Origin of the sequence: Planifilum fulgidum, from assembly GCF_900113175.1 — a bacterium.
Taxonomy (GTDB): Bacteria; Bacillota; Bacilli; order Thermoactinomycetales; family DSM-44946; genus Planifilum; species Planifilum fulgidum.
This window is the reverse complement of the sequence record NZ_FOOK01000002.1, coordinates 45,571-51,917: the sequence shown is the minus strand read 5'-3', so window position 1 is coordinate 51,917 and position 6,347 is coordinate 45,571. Positions and strand designations below refer to the sequence as shown.

Below are 6,347 nucleotides of genomic sequence, written 5' to 3'. Positions count from 1 at the left end.
GTTTGTAGGTTACCTATAAGGGATTGAAACACTTGAAGCGGCAGGAGGTTGAGACTCCGACGGAAAAGTTTGTAGGTTACCTATAAGGGATTGAAACCTACCCCGATGACCAACCACCACTCTGTGATGTCGATGTTTGTAGGTTACCTATAAGGGATTGAAACACGGGTTGGTGACGCTCGGAATCGCAGGGTTTTTCATCGTTTGTAGGTTACCTATAAGGGATTGAAACTCCAATTTTTCTCACCGTTGCCTGCCCGCGTTCAACCGTTTGTAGGTTACCTATAAGGGATTGAAACGTTTTCCCACCGGAAAGGCGAATCGGCATATTCTTGGTTTGTAGGTTACCTATAAGGGATTGAAACGCGGATTCCTCACGGCAGGTGAGGAATGTCAATTGAGTTTGTAGGTTACCTATAAGGGATTGAAACGTTTTCCCACCGGAAAGGCGAATCGGCATATTCTTGGTTTGTAGGTTACCTATAAGGGATTGAAACGCGGATTCCTCACGGCAGGTGAGGAATGTCAATTGAGTTTGTAGGTTACCTATAAGGGATTGAAACTACAGTGCGATAAACAGAGGGATGGTCCACACAAAAAGTTTGTAGGTTACCTATAAGGGATTGAAACTCAAAAGGGCCTTTTCCGCTTGACTCTCCGCTTTTATCCAAAGTTTGTAGGTTACCTATGAGGGATTGAAACTAAATTCGCTGCTCATGGTTCCCGACCACTACTCCGTCGGTTTGTAGGTTACCTATGAGGGATTGAAACAAGGGAAGCATCGACCCCGCAAGTTCCGAATACATCGGTTTGTAGGTTACCTATAAGGGATTGAAACGATATCGGATTCGCCGGGATGTTCTTTCCAGCTCATGTTTGTAGGTTACCTATGAGGGATTGAAACAGCGACCAACCAAGGTTGGCCTCGGTCGTGACCATTGGTTTTGAAACACGGCAGAATTATGGGCGCTCCTGGATGGTGCCTGCTGTGTTTGTACCTGTGAGGAATGGATTTTCCGAACACCGGGAGCTTCGGCAAAAACCCCGGGGGTGTTCGGAAACGCGCAAACCCGCGTCACACAAGGGAAAACGCCACTTTGGTCCTTCTTAAACAAACGAGGAATTTCCTAAATAATGGAAAATTTGATGAGGTGTTCGGAAAATGGAGTAGAAAGCCAAGTGTATCAATGCCTTCGGCGTCCGCTGTCACAATAAAAACACCTCAATAAAGAGGATTGAAACGCGGCGCCACGACCAGCACCTTCCCCACCTCGAAACGTCACAATAAAAACACCTCAATAAAGAGGATTGAAACTTCACCGTATTTGTTAATTACAAGCTATTTCAAAAACATGATCTGCCAATGTAAAATGGAAGTATGAGTACGAGACATGAGCTGACAGACGAACAATGGGCTGTGATTGAACCTCTTCTTCCCAAACCCAAACCGGGACCCGGACGTCCGCCCGCAGATCCGCGAAAAACCTTGAACGGAATTCTCTACGTCTTGAAAACCGGTTGTACTTGGGCGGATATGCCCCGGCAATATGGTTCTCCCACCACCTGTTGGCGGCGATTGAAACAATGGTCGGAAGACGGGACGTGGGAGCGGATTTGGCGTGCGCTGTTAAGTCGAATGGATGCGGAAGAGAAAATCGAATGGGCTCAAGCTTTTCTGGATGGTCGATTTGTTCCTGCCAAAAAAGGGGAGACGGGATTGGAAAAACCAAGGTGGGCAAGGGAACCAAGGTCATGATGGTAGTCGATGGAAACGGGGTGCCGATCGGTCTGTATCTGGACAGCGCCCAACATCATGAAATCCGGTTGGCGGAAGCCACCCTGAAAACGGTTCGGGTCCCGCAAAGGCGGGGGCGTCCCCGAACACGGCCCAAGGAATTGGTGGCTGACAAAGCTTATGACAGCCGTTCTTTTCGAATTTGGTTGCGCCGACGGGGGATCAAGCCCACCATTGCCACCATTCATCGAAAAAGCCGCAAACCCCGTCGTGGCCGACCCATCCGTGTGGGAGAGGGATACCGCCGGCGTTGGATCATTGAACGCTGCTTCGGGTGGATGACCAATTACCGTCGGTTGGTAGTTCGATATGACCGATATTTGCATATTTATAGAGCTTTTTGCCTGATTGCATTCATTATTTGGTGTGTGAACCGAATTTTGAAATAGCTTCTAAGCTTGTGACTGGTGGTCACAATAAAAACACCTCAATAAAGAGGATTGAAACGCTGGTGACGAAACCAATTTTCTTATGCCCCAAGGCGTCACAATAAAAACACCTCAATAAAGAGGATTGAAACCATCACCGTGAGCGAGAAGCGAGTTCATACAGCAGAATGTCACAATAAAAACACCTCAATAAAGAGGATTGAAACACCTTAATCGAGACCAGGAACCTTCGTCCATCTTCCGTCACAATAAAAACATCTCAATAAAGAGGATTGAAACGATTTGCGGCTCCATAATATCCATCCCGGCAATTCTCAGTCACAATAAAGAGGATTGGAACGATTGCTTCCCAAAAGGATTTTTTAGCTTCATCCCACAGTCACAATAAGAACACCCCATCAATGAAGATTGAAACTTTTGGAAGTTTGATCGTTACGGTTGAGTTCCCAAAAGGTCACAATAAGAATTCCATTCGCTCATCGGCTCAGGGAAAGCGCCCCAATAAATAGATTGAAAACGCCCCGATTTCGCTCCGCAACCTACCCTTTATTACATTATCAAAACCTCAATCACGCCCACTTCGTTAAAAAATTTTCTGCTCAGACTGACGCCAAAAGCAGCGCCGGTTTAAAAAGGGCGGGATCCATCCCGCCCTTTGATTTGGCATGTTTTAGGCTATTCTCGGCGTCCCCACAGGAACTGACATCAAAAAAACGTGAAGCATAATGCTTCGCCCACGTTCAATCATTTGTTGAACGCGGCGGTTCGTCCTTGTGGCTATCCGCTTTTTGTGTGGCGGCCAACTACCATCGGTTTTTTTCGCAAACAGACTTTAGTACAATAGATCGTTCTGATGGGCGGGGGAAAGGCGGCGTCGGCAGGCGATGTGATTCGGCGGATGGGGATAAGACCAGTATTTGGAAGGGGCGATCCTGCTGGCTCGAAGGTCAGGAACGTTTGCGGTTTACGCGGCGATCTGCCCGCCTGCCGAAGGACAGGGCGCGTTCTTCCAATCTTTTTGGAGTGTCTCGCAAACAATTCCTTTGCGCCGGAGGATGTTTCCCGCCCGGTCATGCCGGTGAAGAAAAAGCGATGAAAAAGGTTGCAAGAAGGGGGCAAGCCGCGGATGCTCTTTGCGCAACAAAAACGATGCGGCATCCCCTTCATCTTAAGGGGACGCGCTGTTTCACACGGATTTTTCAAGGAGCTTCACTTTGCCGGCTTGCTCGAGGGTTTCGCCGTTCATGCGGGACATCTCATCAAAAAAGCGGATGCGGAATGTGCCGATGCCTTCCCCCTCCGACAGGGAAGCTTTCGCCTTTTCCCCGGCGATTCCCACCGCCGCCAGGGAGAGGATCGCGGAGCGGAAGGGATCGATTCCCGCGCCCAAGCAGCATCCGACCACCGCGGTGAGCATGCAACCGGTGCCTGTGACCCGGGTCAACAGGGGAGTGCCGTTCTCCACATAAGCTTCCTGTTTCCCGTCGGTTACGTAATCGACGGGGCCGCTGACGGCAATCACCGTTTGAAGTTCCTTTGCAAGGTTCCGGATGGAGGGGAGGAGGGAATCCAGATCATCCAGGTTTGCGTCGACGCCCCGGCCGCTGCGCCGACCGCACAGGGTTCCGATTTCCGAAGAATTGCCCCGGATGACGCTGAATTTCACCCGTTTCAGCAGCCGGTCCACAGCCTCCAGGCGCAGGCGGGTGGCTCCGGCGCCCACCGGATCCAGCACCACCGGAACGCCGTGTTTGTTGGCCGATTCACCGGCCCGGGCCATCGCATCCAACTGATCTTGCCGGAGGGTTCCGATGTTGATGACGACCGCGTCGCTCGCGGCGGCCATTTCCGCCGCTTCCTCCGGCGCATCGGCCATCACCGGGCTTGCTCCGCAGGCCAGGGTGATGTTGGCGCAGTCGTTCACGGTGACCACGTTGGTGAGCTGATGAATGAGGGGATGGGTTTCGGCGATCCGGTCCCACAGTTTCCAATCCAAGGCGAGGGCCTCCTTTTCCCGTAAATTTCTTGGCTGACTTCCTGGCGAAGACAGCCCCATGGCGTTATCACCTTAGCACAGGCCGAATTCGCCCGTCAAAGGGAGATTTAAGGCCTGCTGAACGGCCATCAAGCCGGGAGACTTCTTCTTTGGGGAATCCCTGCGGCATGGAGGAGGCTGGAGACGTGCGCTCGCCAGTTCGGACCCCTCTTTTCCTTTTCCGGTTTTGTGTTATAATCCACACAACCCGTTGAATGACGTCATTGGAGGGGAAGGGGATGCGGCAAGAAAAGAAGCCTCTCATCCTGATCGGCTTTATGGGAACGGGCAAGACGACGACGGGAAAGGCTCTGGCCCGCCGCCTCGGACTTTCCCTGGTGGACACGGATCGGGAAATCGAGAGGAAGACGGGAAAACGGATTTCCGAATTGTTCCGGGAGGTCGGGGAAGAGGGATTTCGCGATCTGGAAAGCCGGGTTCTCAAACAGGTGTTGGCTGAAACGCCGGGGGTGGTGACCACGGGCGGGGGGATTGTGCTCCGGCCCGAGAATGTTCGGTTGATGAAGGAGACCGGATGGGTGGTCGCCCTGTACGCGAGTGAGGATGAGATCGTCCGGCGCTTGGCCGCCACTTCGGATCGGCCCCTGCTTGAGGGAGATGTCAGGCAGCGCGTTGCTCGCCTGCTCAGGGAACGAAGGGGTCTGTACGATTTTGCCCACTTCCGGGTGGACACCACCGGGCTGACGGTGGCGGAAGTGGTGGATCAAATCTGCCGACGGCTTCCCGAAGATAGGGGGTTTAAACTGGACCGGTCCCGCCCATCCTAGGTGTATAGGGGGTGGTCATGTGTCGTTCAAGGATTGGATCACCTATCTCCTGGAGAGGTTGGTCTGGTTTATGGAGACCCCCCGGGAGGAAAGAAAAAAAATGCGGAACATCCGGAAGGAGCCCTGGGCGACACGCTGGTTCGGCATGATTCCCCTTTCCATGAAAATGGCCGTCGAAAAGCAAAAATCCCGATTGAGGAGCCGATCCTAGATGGAACAGGACCGTTCGAATCACTACAAGCTGGTGGATTTGCGGGACCGTCCGGAAGTGATCCGGCAAATCACCGAAGCCGAGCAAAAATTGAATCGGATGATCGGCGAAGATGTCGCTCTGATCGCTTACGTTCGCAAGAAATGAGACGGTTTGCCGACGGCGAAAGGACGGAAACGAAGCGAAGTGTGCCGTTTACGGTACGGATCCAAAGCGGAACGCCCATTGCCGTGCCGGCCGCCGCCGGGCGGAAGAATCCGGAGAAGGATCCCCATGGCGGGTCTGTCAGCGCGGACCGATGCGACCCTTTGCGATTTCCCGCAAAAATGGATCAGGATACGGGCGGAAGGATCTGGTGGGAAGCGTGCTTTCCATCGGGTCTTTTTCTTTGTATATTTAAAAGGGAAGTTCACCGGAGGAATTTGCAGGCAGCTCAAGAAAAATCAGAGAAACCCATGGAGGTTGTATGCTGAAAGTTACCAGGGACCTGATGGACCTTTGCCGACAGCGTCGGCCTGACGGTCCTCGGGTGGAGGTGTATTTGTCGTTCATCGAGGATTATGGCGGCGAGGAAGACGCAGAAGCTCTCCTGGATCTTTACTTGATGTATCCGGATGCTTTTCGGCTGTTGTCAACCCTTCGAAAGATCGGCGGCGAAGAGTCGGCGGAGCGGCTTTTTGCCCGGTGCGTTGAAAATCATCGGGTAAAAGAGGGGTTTGTCGGGGATGTTTTCACCACTCTCGCGCACATGGGTTATCAGCCCGTAGAAGAAGTCCTTTATCACCGTTTGCGACATGAACAGTGTTTGGACAGGGATGAATGCGTGGCATTGCTCCACTTTTCCTGCGCCGGTCATGAGGCGGTGATTCGCGAAAAAATCCTTAAATATAAAAATCAACACCTTTTTCCGGAGTTTCATCCCCTTCTCGCCAGCAAAATCCCGGATCCGGATCTGCCGGATTTGATTTATCATTGGGGAACCCACCGGGCTTCGACGGATTGCAACGGCGGCCTTGTGTTGGGTTTGGCTCTTTATGGCGGGTCGGAAAGAGACCGCTTCAAACAAATCCTTTGGGATCCCCGCTGGGAGGCAAATGGAGTCAGTACCGGAACCATCCATTGGACATTC

Annotated in this window: 5 protein-coding genes, 1 pseudogene and 1 CRISPR repeat array; of the genes and pseudogenes, 4 read left to right on the top strand and 2 right to left on the bottom strand. The window is 52.3% G+C overall.

Annotated features, from left to right (window positions below):
• Nucleotides 1-904: direct repeats of the CRISPR family, unit length 30 nt; unit sequence GTTTGTAGGTTACCTATAAGGGATTGAAAC.
• Between the two features lie 504 nt (nt 905-1,408).
• Nucleotides 1,409-2,181 (top strand): annotated as a pseudogene (locus tag BM063_RS17895) (transposase); the annotation flags it as partial.
• 1,189 nt (nt 2,182-3,370) lie between these two features.
• On the opposite strand, the gene thiM reads toward BM063_RS17895, so the two are convergent.
• Entirely contained in the window at nt 3,371-4,180 is an 810-nt protein-coding gene (thiM, locus tag BM063_RS01215; RefSeq protein WP_245751958.1) for a hydroxyethylthiazole kinase, read from the bottom strand.
• Between the two features lie 278 nt (nt 4,181-4,458).
• Between thiM and BM063_RS01210 the strand changes: the two genes are divergently transcribed.
• Genes BM063_RS01210 through BM063_RS17495 form a run of 3 tightly spaced genes read left to right on the top strand, consistent with a single transcriptional unit; the run spans nt 4,459 to nt 5,365 of the window.
• On the top strand, nt 4,459-5,007 hold the full coding sequence (locus BM063_RS01210; protein ID WP_092035499.1) for a shikimate kinase: 549 nt from the start codon (nt 4,459-4,461) through the stop codon (nt 5,005-5,007).
• Between the two features lie 19 nt (nt 5,008-5,026).
• Complete coding sequence (locus tag BM063_RS01205) at nt 5,027-5,218, top strand: YqzE family protein (RefSeq protein ID WP_177198915.1); 192 nt, start codon at nt 5,027-5,029, stop codon at nt 5,216-5,218.
• Nucleotides 5,219-5,365, top strand: a complete 147-nt coding sequence (locus tag BM063_RS17495; protein ID WP_177198914.1) for a hypothetical protein — start codon at nt 5,219-5,221, stop codon at nt 5,363-5,365.
• Nucleotides 5,366-5,849: 484 nt separating this feature from the next.
• On the opposite strand, the gene BM063_RS17150 is transcribed toward BM063_RS17495, so the two are convergent.
• Nucleotides 5,850-6,338 carry a hypothetical protein gene (locus tag BM063_RS17150; RefSeq protein WP_143085193.1) on the bottom strand — a complete coding sequence of 163 codons (489 nt, stop codon included), beginning with the start codon at nt 6,336-6,338 and terminating at the stop codon, nt 5,850-5,852.
• Between the last annotated feature and the right edge of the window lie 9 nt (nt 6,339-6,347).